8 protein-coding genes are annotated in these 16,717 nt (G+C 74.7%); 2 read left to right on the top strand and 6 right to left on the bottom strand.

Features of this window, described 5'->3' with window-relative positions; translation table 11 throughout:
* On the bottom strand, positions 1 to 599 hold a 599-nt coding region (locus ABZ793_RS30980), incomplete at its 3' end, for a methyltransferase domain-containing protein (RefSeq protein WP_357463684.1).
* Positions 600 to 795: 196 nt separating this feature from the next.
* Here ABZ793_RS30980 and ABZ793_RS30975 point away from each other — a divergent pair.
* Positions 796 to 1,191 carry a hypothetical protein gene (locus tag ABZ793_RS30975; RefSeq protein ID WP_357463687.1) on the top strand — a complete coding sequence of 132 codons (396 nt, stop codon included), beginning with the start codon at positions 796 to 798 and terminating at the stop codon, positions 1,189 to 1,191.
* 65 nt (positions 1,192 to 1,256) lie between these two features.
* Here ABZ793_RS30975 and ABZ793_RS30970 read toward each other — a convergent pair whose 3' ends face one another.
* The 5 genes from ABZ793_RS30970 to ABZ793_RS30950 all read right to left on the bottom strand — a co-directional run bounded on the left by ABZ793_RS30970 (position 1,257) and on the right by ABZ793_RS30950 (position 13,646).
* Complete coding sequence (locus ABZ793_RS30970; protein ID WP_357463681.1) at positions 1,257 to 2,999, bottom strand: hypothetical protein; 1,743 nt, start codon at positions 2,997 to 2,999, stop codon at positions 1,257 to 1,259.
* A 179-nt stretch (positions 3,000 to 3,178) separates the two neighbouring features.
* Entirely contained in the window at positions 3,179 to 3,472 is a 294-nt protein-coding gene (locus ABZ793_RS30965; RefSeq protein WP_357463678.1) for an acyl carrier protein, read from the bottom strand.
* A 1-nt stretch (position 3,473) separates the two neighbouring features.
* Complete coding sequence (locus ABZ793_RS30960; protein WP_357463675.1) at positions 3,474 to 6,557, bottom strand: amino acid adenylation domain-containing protein; 3,084 nt, start codon at positions 6,555 to 6,557, stop codon at positions 3,474 to 3,476.
* A gap of 26 nt (positions 6,558 to 6,583) precedes the next feature.
* Positions 6,584 to 8,089 carry an AMP-binding protein gene (locus ABZ793_RS30955; protein WP_357463672.1) on the bottom strand — a complete coding sequence of 502 codons (1,506 nt, stop codon included), beginning with the start codon at positions 8,087 to 8,089 and terminating at the stop codon, positions 6,584 to 6,586.
* A gap of 1 nt (position 8,090) precedes the next feature.
* The gene (locus ABZ793_RS30950) at positions 8,091 to 13,646 is read right to left on the bottom strand and encodes an amino acid adenylation domain-containing protein (RefSeq protein ID WP_357463669.1); all 5,556 of its coding nucleotides are present in this window, start codon (positions 13,644 to 13,646) and stop codon (positions 8,091 to 8,093) included.
* Between the two features lie 181 nt (positions 13,647 to 13,827).
* Between ABZ793_RS30950 and ABZ793_RS30945 the strand changes: the two genes are divergently transcribed.
* The gene (locus ABZ793_RS30945; RefSeq protein WP_357463665.1) at positions 13,828 to 16,647 is read left to right on the top strand and encodes a condensation domain-containing protein; all 2,820 of its coding nucleotides are present in this window, start codon (positions 13,828 to 13,830) and stop codon (positions 16,645 to 16,647) included.
* The last annotated feature ends 70 nt before the right edge of the window (positions 16,648 to 16,717 follow it).

Raw genomic sequence — 16,717 nt, 5'->3', positions numbered from 1 at the left:
ACCGCGCCGATGTCGAAGAACTCCATCCGGCAGCGAGCGGTGCGCAGGTCCACGATCTCGAGCGCGGCCGCCCGCGCTGCCGCGGCCTCACGATCCGGGTGACGGCCAAGCCGCTCCCGTGGCAGCGGGCCGAGGAAGAACTCGATGAGCTCGAACGCGGATGCCGGCCCGACGTGCTGAGCGAGGTATGTGCCGTCATCGACGAGCACGCGGGCGATCTCGCTCCAGTCGGGGTCCACTGGATGGCGGCTCGTCACCAGATCGAAGCTGGCGTCGGGGAAGGGCAGGGGCCGGCCTTGCTCGACGGGCACGACCTCGACACCGCGGGGCGACAACGCGTGACGGGCACGCTCGACGTTCGGGCGCCAGCCTTCGGTGACGACCATTCTCGGCGGTAGCTGCGGCACCTCGGCGATGATCTCGCCGCCGCCGGTGTCGACGTCCAGGGCCGAGGTGACGTGGGGCAGGCGTGATGCGATCAACCGCGAGTACCCCCACGGCGGCCGCTCTTCCGTCGCCCGGCCGTCAAGCCAGTCGAAGTCCCAGCCGGACACGTCCACTGCGGCGGCCTCATCGACCAGCTCACCGAACGTACGCACACCGAGCATCCTGCCGGTGCCGTCAACTGGTTTACGTGGCCACGCCACGTCCGCTCATCGGCTTCTTATCTACTGGTGTCACGACCGCAGCCCGGCCAGGCTTGGTCGAGGTGACCGGCGGGTCGGCGGCAGATCAGGATGGCGGCTTGGGCTCGCGGCCAGGGAAGATCAAGACCATGGGGCGCAGGTCTGCCGGGTGGGCATGGTCGAAGTCAGCACGATTCACGGGGTCCATGGCGGGGACGCCGTCACGTGTGCCGGCGAGATCCACTCCTACAGGTACCGCTTCTACGCGCCCTCCGACAGCTTCTACGAGCGCTGCGTTGTCTTGGCGTGGTGCTACAGCCGGGAGCACCTCCAGGCTCGTAGCATTCTCCGTCTGGTAGCCGCGCGTGGCGGGGACTTCATCGCTGACGGCCGGCCGGGCCGGCAGTGGGCGCTGCTGCCGTGCACGCGCGACGACACCGACGTGGTGCAGGCCGGCGGCGCCGAAGCCGATGATCGCGTCCCGCTGGCGATGGTCGCTGCGCGGAGCAACGTTGCTCGTTGGCCTTGGGCTGGTGCTGTCGCCGACAGTGTGCGCGGCGCTTGACTGGCATGAGCGCGCATGTGATCGGAGCAAGTTTCCTATGGCGTTGGTGGTCAGCGTGACAAGGGTCAGGTCCTGCGAACTGCGCTGGTGAAGCCGGCGATGAAGAGGGTGGCGAAGGTCCAGGCGAGCAGTTGCAGGAACCAGCTGGCGATGGTGAGGGTTTGGCCGGCGGGGGTGTCCGTGGGTTGGCAGCGGTCGCGGGCGCCGGTTTTGATAAGTGGGGTGCCGAGGTCGAGGCCCACGCCGATCTGGTCGATGGTGGTGCAGGCGGTGGCTGCGACTTCTCCGGTGATCGCCGGCTTCTGGGCGAGGCCGCCGTGGTGGCCGCTGGTGACGCTGAGGGTGACTGCGGTCGCAAGCGTGGCGAGGAGCAGGAGCAGGGCGCGCCAGGGCTGGTAGCCGTATCCGAGGGTGATGCCGGTGAGGCGGCCCCAGGCCCGCTCGGAGCCGGCCAGTCCGGCGCGCCGGATCTGGTCGCGGCGTTGGGCGATGAGAATGGTGCGGGCGTCGCGGTCGTGGCCGGCGGCGCGGTAGGCGGCGGCGAGGTGCTGGTAGGGCTGGGCCGCGTAGCCGGGGGTGTGCTCGCGCAGCAGGGTCAGCCAGCGCGGCAGTGACGCGGGCCGCGGCAGCCCGCTGTAGGTGAGCCCGTCCAACTCGATGAGTGATCCTCGGTCCGGTGCCGTGTGCGTCGTTCGGTCGGTGTCGAGGCGGAAGGTCCCGCCGATCCGCGTACCGGTCAACACCAGCACCGCCTGGCCCTCTGCGCTGGTGGCGGTGAACCCGTCGTCCAGCATCATGTCCTGGTCGACGCGGAGGCCGTCGGTGTTGAGGGCAGGTCCGGTGGTGTTCTCCAGCCGTGCCCCGCCGCAGTACAGGACGCCGCCGATGTGGGCGCCGGGCAGCTGGATCGTGCCCAGCTCGCTGGCGCTGGTGGCGGTGAACCCGTCGTCCAGGGCCACGTCCCGGTCGACCTGGAGGTGGTCGGCTTCGAGGGCGGGTCCGGTGGTGTTCTGCAGCCGTGCCCCGGTGCAGTCCAGTGTGCCGAGGCGGGCACCGAGTAGCCGGATGGTGCCCTGCTCGCTGGCGCTGGTGGCGGTGAACCCACCGCGCAGCAACACGTCCTGGTCGACCTGGAGGTGGTCGGCGTTGAGGGCGGGTCCGGTGGTGTTCTGCAGCCGCGCTCCGCTGCAGTTCAGTTGACCGCCGAGGTGGGCACCGAGTAGCCGAACTGTGCCTCGCTCGCTGGCGGTGGTGGCGGTGGACCCGCGCAGGAACACGCTCTGGTCGACCTGGAGGCCGTCGGCGTCGAGGGCGGGTCCGGTGGCGTTCTCGAGCCGCGCTCCGCTGCAGTCCAATGTGCCGAGGTGGGCAGCGAGCAGCCGGACCGTGCCCTGCTCGCTGGCGCTGGTGGCGGTGCTCCCTTCGAGCGAGAGCACCCGCGCGGCGAAGCGTGTGGCGTCGACTGGCGCGTCGTCCGAGTCTGCCGCTTGCTCGATGCGGCACCCGGTCAAGGCAACCGCCGACAGTTGGGCGTTGCGGAGATTCACGCCGCTGGGCAGCAGACAGTCGCGCAGCTCCAGCGCCAGGTCGCTGCTGATGTTCTCCAGATCGATCTGACCGGCGATCCGGGCTCCGCGTAGCCGCAGGCCGTGTGGGTCGGGTTCGCTGACCAGACGGCCGCGGACGAGCTCGCGGATGACCGAAGCCGAGACCGTCCGCTCATCGCCCCAGGACCGCATCGCTGCCTCGTCGACCGGCCCGTCACCGGCCAGGTCGAGCACCTCACCGCAGGCGACGGACTTGATCAATCGCTGCTCGACACGACTGTGCGCTCGACCGTCCGCATTCCTTACCCGCTGGCGACTCACTGACGTCATGGCACCAATGATGGACAGCCATGCCAGCTACCGCGATCCCCCGGACCGGGCCACGGCCCGCGACCCGTCGAACGGTCCGCGTCGCGGACAGTGGGAAGGGACGCGGCGTTTCAGCTCAACGGCCCGCCCGCCCCACCTGATCCGGTGGCGGCTCGCCCGGCCCCTGCCGCGCTCACCAGCGCCACGAGGTCGTCGAGGGTGTCCAGGGTGCGGCCGGGTCCGTTCAGGTCCACCTCGAAGCCGTACTCCAGCTCGATCGCGTCGACCAGGCGCAGCAGGCCGAGGGAGTCCACGCCGAGAGCGACCATCGACCCGCCGGCCAGCACGTCGGCCGCCGCGACCTCCCCGGTCGTGGCCTCGCTCACCAGTTCCGCGATCCGCTCGCGCAGGTCGGTGCCACTCATGTCAGAACTCCTTTGCGGACTGCCGGACGATCTCGGCGATCTCGGCGATGGTCGGGGTGTCGAAGAAGTCGTCCAGCGGCACCTCGACCCCGAGCCGCTGCTGGATCCGGCCGCTGATGCGGGTGATGCTCAGCGAGTGCCCGCCCAGGTCGAACAGGTCCTCGTGCACACCGATGTCGGGGATGCGCAGCACCTCCTGCCAGATCTGGCGCAGCTGCTCCACCACCGGGTCGTCGCCGGTTCCGTCGGCGGCGGTCCCGCCCGGGGCCGCCCCGACCGGTTCCCGGGGCGCGGGGGCGGGCAGTGCGGCCCGGTCGACTTTCCCGTTCGGGTTCAGCGGCAGCCGGTCGAGCGTCACGTAGTCGGTGGGCAGCACGGCCTGCGGCAGGCTCAGCGCCAGGTGCTGTCGCAGCTCCGCCGGCTGTGGGGCGGCCCCGGCGCGGCACACCACGTACGCGACGAGGCGCGGCTCGTCCGCGTCGTGCCGCAGCGCGGTGGCTGCCGCGGCCACGGCCGGATGATCGAGGAGCCGGGCGTCGATCTCTCCCAGCTCGACCCGTTGTCCCCGGATCTTGACCTGGTCGTCGATGCGGCCGAGGAACTCGATCCGCCCGTCGGGCAGCCACCGGCAGCGGTCGCCGGTGCGGTAGAGCCGCTCGCCGGCCCGCCCGAACGGGTCCGGCACGAACCGCTCGGCGGTGAGGTCGTCATGCCCCAGGTAGCCGACGGCCAGCCCCGCGCCGGCCAGGTGCAGCTCGCCGGGCACCCCGAGCGGCACCGGTCGGTGGGCCTCGTCCAGGACGTACGCCCGCACGTTCGGCAGCGGCCGACCGATGGTGACCTCGTCGGGACCGGCGGGGATCTCCGCCATGGTCGCGTAGACGGTCGCCTCGGTAGGCCCGTACCCGTTGACCAGTCGGGCGGTGCGGGCCCGCAGGTCCCGCGCGAGGGCGATCGGCAGCGCCTCCCCGCCGGCGACCGCGACCAGCGGCGCCGGCGTGCTCCCGGCGTCCGGGGCCGGCACGCCGAGGCCGGCGTCCAGCAGCACCCGCCAGCCGGACGGGGTGGCCTGGGCGTGGGTCACGCCGGTGTCGCGGACCAGCCGCAGCACGCCCGCGCCGTCCAGCGCGCTGACGGCCGAGGCGACAACGACCCGGCCGCCGGTGACCAGCGGCAGGAACACCTCCACGGTGGAGATGTCGAACGACAGCGACGTCAGGTGCAGCCACCGGTCCCGTGGTCCGCTGCCCAGCAGGTCGCGGACGCCCAGCAGCAGGTTCGCCAACGCGTTGTGCCGCACCGCCACGCCCTTGGGTCGGCCGGTCGACCCGGAGGTGTAGAGCACGTACGCGAGATCGTCGGCGTGCGGCGGCTCGTCGGCGGGTGCGGTCGGGACCGGGCCGTGGAGCAGGTCGGTCCCGTCGAGGGCGAGGGTGGGCCGGTCCGTCGCGGCGGCGGGGCCCGTCACGACCAGCGCCGGGGCGGCGTCGGCGAGGATCGCCTCCCGCCGGGCCGGCGGGTTGCCCGGGTCGACCGGCAGGTAGGCGGCGCGGCAGCGCAGCACCGCCAGCACGGTCACCACCGCCTGCCAGGATCGGTCCAGCGCGACGGCCACCAGTGTGCCGGGGCCGACCGCGCGCCGGCGCAGCAGCGCGGCGAGCCGGAGGACGGCGGCGTCGAGCTGGGCGTAGGTCAGCGTCATGTCGCCGTCGACCAGGGCCGGCGCGTCCGGTTCTGCGGCGACCCGGGCGGCGAACAGGGCCGGCACCGTCACGGCGGGGTACGCCCGGACGGTGTCGTTGACGGCGCGGGAAACCCGGTCGAGTTCGTCGGCGGGCAGCAGCGGCAGGTCCGCCACGGGGCGGTCGGGTTCGGCGACCGCCGCGGCGAGCATGGTGCGCAGGTGCCCGCCGATCCGGCGTACGGAGTCGGTGTCGATGGCCGCCGGGCTGTGCTGGAGGCTCACCGTGACGCCTGTCGGGGCGTCGACGATCTGCACGTGCAGGGCGTTGCGGGCGGCGCCGCAGAACAGGGTCCAGTCGACCTCGCTGGCCACGCCGGGGAACGCTGGTTCCGCACCGCGCCGCCGGTAGGCGACGCTGACCGGGGTCAGGGCCGGGGCGGGCCGCAACCCGGACACGGCGTGGGCCAGCGGCACGGCGCGGTGCCGGTACGTCTCGCGTAGCCGGGCCCGGACGGCGAGGGCGTGGTCGCGGAACGTGCCCCGCGCCGGGGCGACCGCGACGGGCAGTTCGTTGACGAACAGTCCGACCCGGTCGGCCTGGTCGGGGGTGCGGGTGGACAGGGCCACCCCGACCGGTGCGCCCTGGTTGCCGTAGCGCTCGAGCAGGGCGTGCAGCACGGCGAACAGCAGCTCGAAGCGGGTCACCCCGATCGACCGGGCGGCCCGGTCGACGCCGTCGATCAGGCCGGCGGGCAGGTCCAGGGGCACGGCCTCGCCGGGCTCCGCGGCGGTGGGCAGCCGACGTAGGCCGGGCAGGACGACGTCTCCGGGGCCGGACCAGTGCCGCGCCCAGTGGTCGCGGGCGGCGGGCAGGTCGGCCGCGACGCGTTGCTGCTCGGCGGCGGCGAGGCCGGCGTACCCGTCGGCGCGGGGTGACGGTGCGGCCGGGCCGCCGGCGCGGGCGGCGGCGTAGGCGGCGGCCAGGTCGCGGACGAGCACGTCCTTGGACGTGCCGTCGAAGGCCAGGTGGTGCGCGGTGACGAGCAGCAGGTGGCTGCCGTCGGCGGCGGTCAGCAGGGTGAACCGTGCCAGCGGGCCGGTGCCCAGGTCGTGCGGGCGGGCGATCTCCTCGGTGACGCGGGCGTCGGTCCACTCGCCGACCGTGACCGCCGGGCGCGTGTCCGCGGGAGCCAGGTGGGGGATGCCGTCGTCGGTGACGACGCGGGCGGCCAGGACCGGGTGCTGTTCGGTCACCGCGGCGCACGCCGCGACGAGGGCCCGGCGGTCGAGGTCGGCGGCGAACCGTACGCCCAACGCCATGTGGTAGGCCGTGCCGGCGACGCCGGCCTGCTCGGTGAACCAGACGGCGTGCTGCGCGGAGGTCGCCTCGGCGGTACCCACATGTGCTCCTATGGTCGTGCTGGTGGTCAGTTGTCGAAGAGGTGGGTGAGCTGCCGCTTGAGCACCTTGCCGCCCTCGTTGCGGGGCAGCCGGTCCAGCAGCAGGAGTCGGGCGGGCAGCTGGTAGTCGGCCAGCCGGTCGGCGAGGAAACCGCGCAGCACCGGCAGGGACAGCCCGTCCGGGCCGGCCGGGGGGCGGGGCACGACGGCGGCGGCCACAACCGAACCGAGCACCGGGTGCGGGACGCCGACGACGGCCGCCTCGGCGACCAGGGGATGCTCGTGCAGGGCGGCCTCGACCTCGATGGTGGAGACCTTGAACGCGCCGGTCTTGACGACGTCCTGGTGCCGGTCGGTGAGGTACAGGTAGCCGTCGGCGTCCATCCGGCCGACGTCGCCCATCCGGACCCACCCGTCGCGGAAGGTGGCCCGGTTGGCCGCGTCGTCGCGGTAGTACGCGCGGGGGTGCGGGGCGCGCAGCCACACGTCGCCGGTGACCCCGGCCGGCAGCGGGTTCCCGTCGGCGTCGGCGACCATCAACTGCCCACCCACCGGCCGTCCGACCGCGTCCCGGCGCGACGGGTCGTAGATCATCGTGGTCTGGGCCGGGGCCGCCTCCGTCGACGTGTAGTAGTTGACGATCGTGGCCTGCGGGAACGCCTCGGCCAGCCGGGCCGCGACCGCCGGGGCGAGCGGGGCGGCGGTGGAGCCGATGAGCTGCACGGCGCCGGTGTCCCGCCCGCGCAGCGCCCCGGAGTCGAGCAGCTCGACGGCGATCGACGGGACGACGAAGACGGTCCCGGTGCCGGGCGTCTCGATCAGCCGGGCGAACCGGGCCGGGGTGAACCGGGGCAGGGTGAACGCGGCGGCCTTCGCGGTGAGCGCGTTGGCCAGCATGGTCTGCCCGGCGTTGGTGCCGATGGCGAACGCGTGCAGGAACCGCTGCGAGTGGGCCAGCGCCAGCCGGCGCGGGTGGGTCGGCGCGCCCACGGTGAGGTTGGCGTGGGTGGCGGCCACTCCCTTCGGGCGGCCGGTGGTGCCCGAGGTGTAGAGGATCTGGGCGAGGTCGCCCGGGCGGGGGCCGGCGGGGTCGAGGCCGGTTCCGGGGCCGGCGAGCAGGTCACCCACCGTCCAGGTCGACACGCCGGGCGGTACCGGCGGGGCGGGGGTGTCGTCGCCGTGCAGGACGGCGGTGGCCGCGCAGTGGGTCAGCGCGTACCCGAGTTGCCCGGCGGCGAGGCGGTCGGACAGCGGCACGGCGACGCCGCCGGCCCGCAGCACCCCGCAGTACGCCACGGCGAACCGGGTCCAGTCGCGGGCGCCGAACAGCAGGCCGACCCGGTCGCCGCGGCACAGGCCCCGGTGCCGCAGCGCGGCGGCCACGGCGGTCGCGCCGGCGGACCACTGGGCGAAGGTCAGCGTCGCCACGCCGTGCACCTCGACCGCGACCTGGTCGGGGTGCAGGCTGGTGCGCCAGTCGAGCAGCTCGGGCACGGTACGGAGGGTGGCCCGGCCGGTGGTCGTCGCGGTCATGTCAGGCGGCCTTCCGTCCGGTGGTGGCGGCGGGTTCCCGGCGGTCCCGGACAGCGGCGACCCGGGCGCGGCGCTCCTCGATGCCGACCAGGTCGTCCGGCGGCGCGTCGGGGACCTCGTCGTCGAACCGGGCGAGGGTCGGCGTGAGCAGCGACACCAGCGCCGTCGCCGCGATGCATATCCCGAACAGCACGTACAGCAGGCCGTGGCCGCGGCCCGGGCCGACGCCGATCACCGCGCCGACCGTGGCGGCGAGCGCGCCGTCGGGCAGCAGCATCGGCTCGGCGACCCGGGCGGCGAACGGGGCGACGACGCCCCAGCCCAGCGGCAGGGTGGACTGCGCGACCATCTGGTTGAGCGCGAAGACCCGGCCGTGGACGCGTGCCGGCACCTTGGTCTGGATGATCGTGTGGTAGACGCCGTTGACGATGCCGAGGGCCAGGTAGATGCCGAAGGCGCCCGCGCCGATGAGCATCAGGTTCGGTCGCAGTCCGGTCAGCACGGCGGCCACCGCGATGCCGCAGGTGCCCAGCAGCACCGCCCGCATCCGGCGTCGGCGGGGGCCGCCCCAGATCAGCATCACCAGGCCGCCGACGGCCGCGCCGACCCCGCCGGCGAGCGCGACCCGGGCCACCTCGTCCAGGTCGGCGAAGCCGAGCACGAGCGGGGAGAGCAGGAACAGCACCGGGAACAGGAAGAAGTTCAGCGCCGCGAAGAACGCCAGCATGGCGCGGAACTCCCGGCGGCGCAGCGAGTACCGGAAGCCGGCGACGATCTCGGCGCCGATGCCCTCGCGCCGTTGCAGCGCCAGGGTGCGCGGGAACCGCACGGCCGCCAGGACACCGATCGCGAACAGGTACGACGCCACGTCGATGAGCAGGATGCCCCGCAGCCCGACGGCCTGCAGCAGGGCCACGGCGAGCAGCGGCACGGTGAACTGGGTGAGGCCGACGGCGGTCTGGGTGAGGCCGTTGGCGTGGCCGAGGTAACGCTTGGGCACCAGCTGCGGCAGCGCCGAGACGAACGCGAGGCGCTGGAACGCCAGCGCCACCGACAGCCACGCCGTCAGCGGGTAGAAGTGCCACACCTCGGCCCGGTCGACCAGCACGAGCCCGGCCAGCACCGCGTTGGCGCCGCCGGCGGCCGCGTTGGCCAGCAGCAGGACCCGTCGCCGGCTGGTGCGGTCGACCAGCGCCCCGGCCAGCGGGGCGACGAGGAGGCCGGGCAGCAGGCCCAGCACGGCGAAGAGTGCGAACCGGGCGAGTGACCCGGTCTCGGTGTAGATCCACAGCGGGATCGCGAAGGTGGTCAGCGCGGTGCCCAGGCCGGAGACGATCTGGCCGGTGGCGACCAGGCCGAAGCGGCGCATGCTGGGCGGCGGCGCGGTGTCCGCCGGGGTGTCGGCGCCCGGTGGTGGGGGGCCGGCGGGCCGGTGGGAGACGGCGGCGAGCTGCCAGGCGGGTCGAGCGGCGTCCGGTTCGGCCGGCGCGGGTGGCGGCCCGTCGAGGCGTCGGTGCACGTCGGTGACGATCTCCGCCAGCTCGGCGGCCCGGTACTTGAGGAAGTAGTGACCGCCCTCGTCGACCACCACCAGGGCGGTGCGGTCGGTGAGGAGGTGCCACTCCCGGTACCGCTCCTCGTGGTAGTCGGTGCTGCGGTCGCGTTCGCCGACCACCGAGATGACGGGCGCGCGCAGCGGGGTGACCCGCTGGCGCATCAGGTCGGTGAAGTAGTCCTCGGAGACCTCGGCGTCGTGGCGCATCGCCCGGATCAGGAACCGGACCTCGTCGGGCGCGAGCGACCCGACGGCGGTGCCCTGCGCCTGCAGCCAGGTGCGGTAGATCCGGTCGCTGCGCAGGCGTTCGGCCAGCCGCAGCCGCAGCAGCGGACCGAGCGGACCGCCGGCCGGCCGGGCGAACGGGAAGACCGCGCCGAGGTACACCGCCAGCAGGTCCCGGCCGGCGGCCTCCAGCCGGCGGGCGACCTCCACGGCCAGCGCGCCGCCGGGGCCGCAGTGTCCGTAGAGGATCAGTGGGCCTTGCACCCGGGTCAGGATCTCCGCGACGACGTCGGCGGCGACGTCGGCGATGGGCGCGGGCTCGTCGGCGAGGCCGATGTCGTGCCCGGGCACGGCCACCGACAGCAGCCGGTACCCGGCCGGCAGCGCGTCGGCCAGCGGTTGGTACACCACGGCGCTGCCGCCGCCGTACGGGACGCAGACCAGGGTGGCGACCCGGTCGGCGGACGGCACCGGCGGGGTCAGTTCGTGCAGCAGCCCGGCGGGGCCGGCGCCGGCCCCAGCGACGTGGGCGGCCAGCTCGCGTACGGTGCGGTGGCGGAAGAGGTCCATCACGCTGACCGCCGGCGCTTCGCCCACGACGACGGGCAGCTCCCGGCGCAGCCGGGCCACCACCTGGGTGGCCAGCAGCGAGTGCCCGCCCAGGTCGAAGAAGTCGTCGGTGGCGCCGACCTCGGCCACCCCCAGCACGGCCCGCCAGATGCCGGCCACCAGCGTCTCCACCGGCCCGACCGGCGTCACCCGCTCGCCGCCCGGCGGCGCGTCGGTCGGCTCGGGCAGGGCCCGCCGGTCGACCTTGCCGTGCTCCTGCAGCGACAGCCGTTCCAGGACCATCCAGCGGGTCGGCACCATGTGCTCGGGCAGCCGGTCGGCGAGGCGGCGGCGCAGGCGCGCGGGGTCCGGCCCGTCCGTGCCGGGCGTCGGCTCCAGATAGGCCACCAGCCGGTCGTCACGCAGCAGCACCGCTGCCTGCCGTACGCCGGGGAAGTTCCGCAGGGTGGCTTCGATCTCCCCCAGCTCGACCCGGTAGCCGCGGATCTTCACCTGGTGGTCGCGGCGGCCGAGGAAGACCAGTTGCCCGTCGGCGTTCCAGCGGCCCAGGTCGCCGGTGCGGTAGAGGCGGGCGCCCGGGGGTCCGTACGGGTCGGGCACGAACCGCTCGGCGGTGAGGCCGGGCCGGTTCAGGTAGCCCCGCGCGAGCCGGTCGCCGCCGAGGTACAGCTCGCCGGCCACCCCGACCGGCACCGGGCGCATCCGCTCGTCGAGCACGTACACGCGGGCGTGCGGCAGGGGCCGGCCGATCGGCACGGGGCCGGTGCGCGGGCTGTCGGCGACCACCTCGTAGGTGGCCACGCCGACGGTGGCCTCGGTGGGGCCGTAGTGGTTGAAGACCCGGGCCGGGCCGGCGTCGGCGAGCGGGCCGACGCGCTCGAGGTCGGACGCCTCGCCGCCGAGGATCAGCGCGCAGGCGGGCAGCAGCTCGGCCGGCTCGGCGTCGGCGGTGAGCGCCGCCAGGTGCGACGGGGTGATCTTGAGGTAGTCGATGTGCCCGTCGCGCAGCCGCTCGGCCAGTTCGGCGCCGGTGCCGCGGCGGGGCAGCAGGTGCACGGCGCCGCCGGTGGCCAGCGCCAGGTAGAAGAGGGTGACGCTGAAGTCGAACGACATCGACTGGAGCAGCCCGTACCGGGCGGCCGGGACGACTCCGAACCGGTCGGCCACCCCGTCGAGGTAGCGCAGTGCCTGCCGGTGTCCCACGGCGACGCCCTTCGGCGTGCCCGTGGAGCCGGAGGTGTAGATGACGTACGCGAGGTTTCCGCCGGTCGCCCCGGTCTCGGGTGCGGTGTCGGGCGCGGCGGCGGCCTCGACGGCGATCTCGTCGAGGCAGGCGGCCGGGGCGTCGGCGGGCAGCAGGTCCCGGAGGTCCGCGCTGGTGAGCACCACCGTCGGGCGGGCGTCGGCGAGCATCAGGGCCAGCCGGGCGGCGGGCTGTTCCGGGTCCAGCGGCAGGTACGCGCCGCCGGCGCGGAGCACCCCGAGCAGCGTCGCGGCCAGGTCGACGGACTGCTCCAGCAGGACCCCGACCAGCCGCTCCGGGCCGACGCCGCGGGCGCGCAGCACGTGGGCCAGCCGGTTCGCCCGTCGGTCCAGCTCCCGGTAGGTGAGCGTGTCCGGCCCGCAGACCACGGCCGGCGCGTCGGGCGTGGCGGTGACGAAGGGGGTGACGAGGTCGGCCAGGGTGTCCGCCGGGCCGGTGACGCCGGCGCCGGCGGCCGGGTGGTCGGCGCGGTGGTCATGGCGTGCCTGGTCCGCGCCGGCGTCGCCACGCTCGGGCCGGGCGAGGGCGAGCACCCGGTCCCGCTCGGCGGGGCCGACCAGGTCCAGGTCGACGACGGGCAGGTCCGGCCGGGCGACCGCGGCGCGCAGCAGCGTCTCGAAGCTGCCGGCCAGCCGGCGTACGGTGGCGGTGTCGAACAGGTCGGTGTTGTGGACGACCATGCAGCGCAGGCCGTCGGCGGTCTCGCCCACGTAGAGCGACAGGTCGAAGCGGGCGGTGGCGGCGTCGGTGCCGACGCCCTCGGCGTGCAGGCCGGCGGGCCAGCGGTCGCCGCCGTGGGCGTAGTTCTGGAGGGTGAACAGCACCTGGAACACCGGGGAGCGGCTGACGTCGCGGGCGACGTTGAGCTCCTTGACCAGCCGTTCGAACGGGATCTCCTGGTGGGCCAGGGCCCGGACCACGGTGGTGCGGGTGCGCCGCAGCAGGGCCGCGAAGCTGGGCTCGACGGCCGGGGCGTCGGCGGTCGCGGCGACCGGGGAGAGGTCGGCGCGCAGGGCGAGGGTGTTGACGAAGAGACCGACGAGGTTCTCCAGCTCCGGCACCACCCGGCCGGCGACCGGGGTGCCGACGGCGAAGTCCCGCTGGCCGCTGTACCGGAACAGCGCGGCCTGCAGGCCGGTGAGCAGGGTCATGTAGAGGGTGGCCCGGTGGGCGCGGCTGAGCCGGCGCAGGCCGTCGGTGAGGTCGGCGTCGAGGGCGAAGCGGTACGTGGCGCCGGCGTACGACTGCACGGCCGGCCGGGGCCGGTCGGTGGGCAGCTCCAGCGCAGGCACCCCGGCCAGCGCGCGGGTCCAGTACGCGAAGCCGTCGCCGGTGGCCGGTCCGTCGAGCCGGTCCCGCTGCCAGGCGGCGTAGTCGACGTAGTCGACGGCCGGAGCCGGGGGTGGGACGCCACCGTCGCGCAGCGCGGCGTAGGTGGCGGCGAGCTCGCCGAGGAGCAGGTCCAGTGACCAGCCGTCGCTGACGATGTGGTGCATCGCGAGGTGCACGAGGTGCTCCTCGTCGCCGAGCCGGACGACGAGGGCCCGCAGCAGCGGGGCGTGGCCGAGATCGAAGGGGGTGGCGACGGAGGCGGCCACCAGCGCGCGGGCGGCGGCCTCCGACGGTGCGGCGGTGACGGTCACCGGCACCCGCACCTGCGGGAGCACGTGCACGACGGGCTCGCCGTCGGCGTTCTCGACGAACCGCATGCGCAGGCTGTCGTGCCGGCCGGCGGTGGCGTCGAGCGCGGCGCGCAGGAGGTCGACGTCCAGCGGCCCGCGCAGCCGGGTGGTCGAGTGGACGACGTACGCGGCGGTGCCGGGGGTGAGCTGTTCGGTGAACCAGATGCGTTCCTGGCCGAACGACAGGCGGGGGTCGGCGGGGGAACGGGTGGCGGCCGGCGCGAGGGCAGGGCTCCGCGACGGTACGTCAACGTTGGTCACGGGTACCCTCTGGTGCGGTGACGGACGGGAGCCAGTAGTTTGCACGCCGCAACCAACCGGGTGGATCGGCTGATCGGTCCACGGTGGACACCATGATCGAGCGATCCGGAAGCTGATCGGTCCACGATGGACAAGATGATCGAGCGATCCGGAACCGGACCGGACCGTCGTACGGTCGGGAATGCCATTCACCGACATGGTCGTGCCCGCCGAGTGGGCGTCGGATGCCCTCGTGCACGTCGAGTTCGCCGGCGCCGGGGCCGGAACGGCGCCGCTGACCTGGGCGCAGCAGGTGCTGTGGCGGGCGCTCACCCGGTTCGGATCCAACCACCGCTTCCTCAACCTGCGGCGCACCGTGGCGGTGTCCGCGCGGGCCGGCGCGGACGTGGCCGCCGCGGCCCGCGCGGTCGGTGAGCTGGTCGGCCGGCACTCCGCGCTGCGCACCCGGCTGCGGGTGAGCGACGGCGAGCCGCGCCAGGAGACGGCGGCGGCCGGGGTGCTGCCGCTGCTGGTGTACGCCGGCGCCGACGACGGATCCGGGGCCGCCCGGGAGGCCGCCGGCCGCCTCGGCGACGTCGCGTTCGACCACGCCGAGGAGTGGCCGCTGCGGGTCGCGCTGGTCACGGTGGACGACCGGGTACGGCAGATCGTGGTGGCGTTCAGCCACACCACCGTGGACGCGCACGCCGCCGAGGTGGTGCTGCGCGACCTGCGGCTGATCCTGCTCCGGGGCCCCCTGCCCACGCCGCCCGGTCCGCAGTCGGCGGACGTGGCCCGCCACCAGCACGGGGCCGACCGGCGTCGCTCGGAGCGGGCCGTGGCGTACTGGCTGCGGCAGTTCCAGCGCCTGCCCCGCCAGCCGCTGACCCCGACCGGGCCGGGGCTCGACCCTCCGCTGCGCCGGGGCGTGCTGGTCTCCTCCGCCATCGACACCGCCGCCCGGCTGATCGCCGCCCGGCAACGGGTCAGCGTGTCGGCGGTGCTGCTGGCCGGGTACGCGGCGATGGCCGCCCGCGATCCGGGGCGCGAGCTGTGCGGCCTGTTCCCGATGGCCCACAACCGGTTCCGCGTCGAGTACGCCGACGCGGTAGCCAACCTCGGCCAGATCGGCTTCTGCGTGGTGGACCTGACCGGGCGTCCCGACTTCGGCGAGCTGGTGTCCCGGGTCTGGGCCGCGTCCCTGGACGGCCTGCGGCACGCCTACTACGCACCGCCCGCGCTGCGCCACGCCTTCGAGGCCCAGGGCGTCGACCTCGACTCGGCGTTCCTGCCGTACCACTACTTCAACGACGTCCGACTGGCCACCGGCGGTGCCGAGCCGGCGCCCCGGGTGACCCCCGGCGAGCTACGGGCAGCCATGGAGCGCAGCACCTTCTCCTGGACCGCCGGCCTTCAGCAGGCGGCCTGGCACCTGCTGGCCCACGTGGTCGACGAGCCGGCCGGGGTCGGCGTCACGCTCACCGCCGACACCCGCCACCTTCCGATGGACGCCGTCGAGCCGTTCCTGCGCGGGCTGGAGGAGCTGCTGGTCGAGGCGGCCTTCGCGGCGGTGCCGTGGCCGTGGTCGGCCGCCCGCGCCGGGCTCCCGGCCGCCGCCGGGCCGGTCGCCCCCGACATCACGGGCACCGAGAAGGTGGCGTACGCGTCGTTCCACGGCGGACGCGACGCGAGTGCGCCGCTGACCTGGGGGCAACGCGCGATGTGGCGCACCGTCGAGGAGTTCGACTCCCCCGCCGCCTACCGGGTGCTGGCCCTCCCCCGCACCCTGACGGTCCCCGCACGGGCCGACGTCACCGTGCCCCGGGCGCTGGACGCCGTCGGCGCGCTGGTCGCCCGGCACGAGTCGCTGCGTACCCGGTTCCGCCTCCGGGACCGCGAGCTGCACCAGGAGGCGGCGGCGACGGGCCGGCTGCCGGTCCTCGTCCACGCCGTGGCCCGACCGGCCGACGACCCCAACGGCCGGCGTGCCGCGGCTGCCCTGACCGCCCGGCTGCGCGAGCCGCGCTTCGACCACGTCGCCGAGTGGCCGCTGCGCGTCGCACTGGTCACGGTCGACGACCGGGTACGGCAGATCGTCGCGGTGTTCAGCCACTCCGTCGTGGACCTGCACGCCGCCGACACCGTGCTGCGTGACCTGCGGACGCTCCTGCTGCGCGGCGCGCTGGACACGCCGCCCGGTCTTCAGTCGCTGGACCTCGCCGAGCGGGAACGCCGCGTCGGGACAGGGCGCTCGCAGCGGGCCGTGGCGTACTGGGTCCGGCAGTTGGACGGCCTCACCGGAAGCCTCTCCGACCCGGACCGGTCCGCGACGGAGGCCCGCCACCTGCACGGTTCGCTGGTGTCCCCGGCGCTGCACCACGCGACCGGGCTGGTGGCGGCCCGCCACGGGGTCAGCACCTCCGACGCCCTCCTGGCGGCGACCGCCGCCGTGCTGGACGCGGACAGCGGGCGGGGCGCCTGCGGAATCGTCGTCATGGCCAACAACCGCTTCCAGCCCGACCACGACCGCGCCGTCGGCACCCTGAACCAGATCGGGTTCTGCCGGGTGGACCTGGCCGACCGGCCCGGCTTCGCCGAGCTGCTGTCCCGTACGCGACGCTCGGCCCTGGACGCCTACCGGCACGCCTACTACGACCCCGCGGCGTGGGAGCAGGCAATCACCGAGCTGGGCCACGACCACCGGACCTTCCTGGCCCCGTTCTGCTACCTCAACGACGCCCGCCTGTCGCGCCCCGCCCGACCCTCGACGGCCGGCCCGGACGAGGCCGACGTGCGGGCCATGCTGACCCGAAGCACCGTCCGGTGGCTGCCGGACCTGGCGCAGTTCCCCTGGCGGTGCCGCCTCCAGGTGCGCGACGCGCCCGACGCGGTCGAGCTGATCGTCACCGCCGACACCCGGTACCTCCCGCCCGGGCGGGCCGAGGGGTTGCTGCGCGGCGTCGAGGCGCTGCTGGTCGAGGCGGCCTTCGACGACACGGCGCGCATCGCGACTACTCCTTGACCGACTACGGCCCGACCGTCGCGGCTGAGGCCACTCAGCCCACCGGGAACGCCGACGGCCACGGACGAGG

Origin of the sequence: Micromonospora sp. NPDC047465 (assembly GCF_040643125.1) — a bacterium.
GTDB lineage: Bacteria > Actinomycetota > Actinomycetes > Mycobacteriales > Micromonosporaceae > Micromonospora.
Note: the sequence above shows the minus strand (reverse complement) of the source record. Positions and strands in the feature narration are given on the sequence as shown.

Bases quoted from the DNA above. Each gene is read 5' to 3' on its own strand.
- ABZ793_RS30965 (WP_357463678.1), bottom strand. From the start codon at position 3,472: ATGAGTGGCACCGACCTGCGCGAGCGGATCGCGGAACTGGTGAGCGAG.
- ABZ793_RS30955 (WP_357463672.1), bottom strand. From the start codon at position 8,089: ATGACCGCGACGACCACCGGCCGGGCCACCCTCCGTACCGTGCCCGAG.
- ABZ793_RS30945 (WP_357463665.1), top strand. From the start codon at position 13,828: ATGCCATTCACCGACATGGTCGTGCCCGCCGAGTGGGCGTCGGATGCC.